Consider the following 2,429-nt stretch of genomic DNA (forward strand, 5'->3'; position numbering starts at 1 on the left):
GAAGAACGCTTGCCGCGGGACGCGGGAGGGTAGACTCCGCGCCTTCGATGCGCCTTCGCTCCCTTGCCCTCGCCCCGTTGCTGTCCTCCCTCCTCATCGCCGGCGCGTGCCGCGACGAACAGGCGGGCCCCGCCCACCGCGCGCCCAGGCTGCCCGCGCCCACGACGTTGCGGACGCTCGACGCGGCCCCGGAGGGGCTCACCTTCCGCAGCGGCGCCACCTTCGCGGGGGGCTCCATCGTCTACCTGGGCGCGCGCGTGACGCCGGAGCGCACCACCCCGGGGCAGCCGGTGCGCATCGCGCACTACTTCCAGGCCGTGCGCCCGCCGCCGCAGGGCTTCCACTTCTTCGTGCACGTGGTGGATCCGGAGAGCGGCCAGATGCTGGCCAACGCGGATCACGAGTTCCAGGACGGCGCCGCGCCGCTGGAGACCTGGCCCGTGGGCAAGGTGCTGGAGGACGTGCACACCGTGGCCATGCCGTCCACGCCCGCGCGGCTGGTGCTGGGCTTCTGGAAGGGCGACGACCGGCTCGCGGTGGATGATCCGCGCCAGCACCAGGGCGACAACCGCGTGCGCGGACCGCTCCTGGGCGGCGAGCCCCCCGCGCTGCCGGAGTACACCGTCACGCGCGTGAAGAAGGCCCCGGTCATCGACGGCGCGCTGGATGACGAGGCCTGGAAGGGCGCGAAGGCGGTGACGCTCGTGGGCAGCTTCGACGGACGGCCCGCGCGGCTGCGCACCCAGGCGCGGCTCGTCCATGACGACGCGAACCTGTACGTGGCCTTCGACGTGGAGGACCCGGACATCTGGGGCACGATGCGCAACCGCGACGACTCCATCTACGAGCAGGAGGTCGTGGAGGTGTTCCTCGACGCCAACGCGGACGGGCGCACGTACAACGAGCTGCAGGTGTCCCCGCACAACGTCATCTTCGACGCGTACTTCCCCGCGCGGCGCCAGGGCATGGACCTGTCCTGGGACTCAGGCATGAGGACGGCCGTGAAGGTGCGCGGCACGCTGGACGACGCGTCCGACCGCGACGAGGGCTGGACCGTGGAGATGGCCATCCCGTTCAACCGGCTCGCGGAGGTGCCGCACGTCCCGCCCCAGCCGGGCGAGCGCTGGCGCTTCAACCTCTACCGGTTGGAGCACCACGACCGCCGTCAGGTGGAGGGACAGGCGTTCTCGCCCCTCTTCATCGGGGACTTCCACGCCCTGCCGCGCTTCGGCTGGCTCGTCTTCCAGTAGGCCGGTGCCGTCAGGCGTGGGGCGTGATGTCCCACGGCGCGTCCGCGACGGAGCGCTCCGCCGGGTCGCCCAGGAAGCGCACGAAGCCCCGGGACTCCAGCGTGTCGACGAGCTCTTCGGCCTCCAGTTCGGAGAACCGGTTGTCCCTCATGTCGAGCAGCAGGTCGCGCATGAGCGACTTGCCGCGCAGGTAGCCCACGGGCTCGCCAGGGCCCAGGCGGGCCTTGAGTTGGGCGGTGAGCTGCCGGAGATCCAGGTCGTCGGAGATCATCACCGCTCAAGCTGGGCCTGACCTTCACTCCCGGCAATGGGCACCGGCGCGGGATCCGCGCGCGGCAGGAAGGAGACCAGCCGGACGTCCTCGCCGTCGCTCTCCAGGGTGATGGCTCCCTCCTGGTCGGTGCGCCAGCACTCGGTGCCCAGGGCGCGGTAGCGCGCCTCCACCTCCGGATGCGGGAAGCCGAAGCGGTTGCGGCGGCCCACGCAGAACACCGCGTGACGTGGCCGGGTGCGCTCCAGGAGCGGCGCGGTGGACGACGTGCGCGAGCCATGGTGCGGCACCTTCAGCACCGTCGCGGGCCCCAGCGCCTCCTCGAGCGCGGCCTCGCCCTCCGCCTCGACGTCGCCCGCCAGCAGCACGGTGACGGTGCCATGGCGCACGCGAAGCACCACGCTCTTGTCGTTGGCGCCCTCCATCAGCTCGCGGTCCACGGGAGGCCCCAGGACCTCCAGCGTCGCCTCGCCCAGCGTGAACGAGGGATGGCCCACCTGCACCTCCTCCACCGTCGCGCCCTTCGCGGCGGAGATGATGCGCCGGGACAGCGGACCGTCCGCGCTCCCCGCGGACAGCCACAGGCGTTCGGTGGGCACCTGGGCCAGGGTGGACATGAGCCCGAGTGCATGATCCGGATGCGGATGCGAGAGCACCGCGAGGTCCAACCGCGACACTCCCTCCGACTTGAGGAACCGCAGGACGAACCGCTCCCCGGTGTCCGCGCCCTCCGGAACGCCGCCCGCGTCCACCAGCGCATGGTGTCCCTGGGAGCGCAGCACCACCGCGTCCCCCTGGCCCACGGAGAGGAAGGTGATCCGCAGCGCGGGCTCCGGGGTGAGCACGGGCAGCAGCACGGCGCCCATCACCGCCCCCGGGACGAGCACGCCCAGCCAGCGCCACCGTCC

Annotated in this window: 3 protein-coding genes; 1 reads left to right on the forward strand and 2 read right to left on the reverse strand. The window is 72.3% G+C overall.

Annotated elements, in window-relative coordinates:
* Positions 1–47: 47 nt before the first annotated feature.
* Positions 48–1,250 (forward strand): sugar-binding protein, encoded by a 1,203-nt coding sequence (locus tag D7X55_RS38410; protein WP_121725623.1) that lies wholly within the window; start codon positions 48–50, stop codon positions 1,248–1,250.
* A 10-nt stretch (positions 1,251–1,260) separates the two neighbouring features.
* On the opposite strand, the gene D7X55_RS38415 is transcribed toward D7X55_RS38410, so the two are convergent.
* Both D7X55_RS38415 and D7X55_RS38420 read right to left on the reverse strand, forming a co-directional pair.
* Entirely contained in the window at positions 1,261–1,521 is a 261-nt protein-coding gene (locus D7X55_RS38415) for a hypothetical protein (protein ID WP_120546799.1), read from the reverse strand.
* On the reverse strand, positions 1,521–2,429 hold a 909-nt coding region (locus tag D7X55_RS38420), incomplete at its 5' end, for a ComEC/Rec2 family competence protein (protein ID WP_121725624.1). The genes D7X55_RS38415 and D7X55_RS38420, both read right to left, overlap by 1 nt.

The organism is Corallococcus sp. AB049A, from assembly GCF_003668885.1.
GTDB classification, from domain to species: domain Bacteria; phylum Myxococcota; class Myxococcia; order Myxococcales; family Myxococcaceae; genus Corallococcus; species Corallococcus interemptor.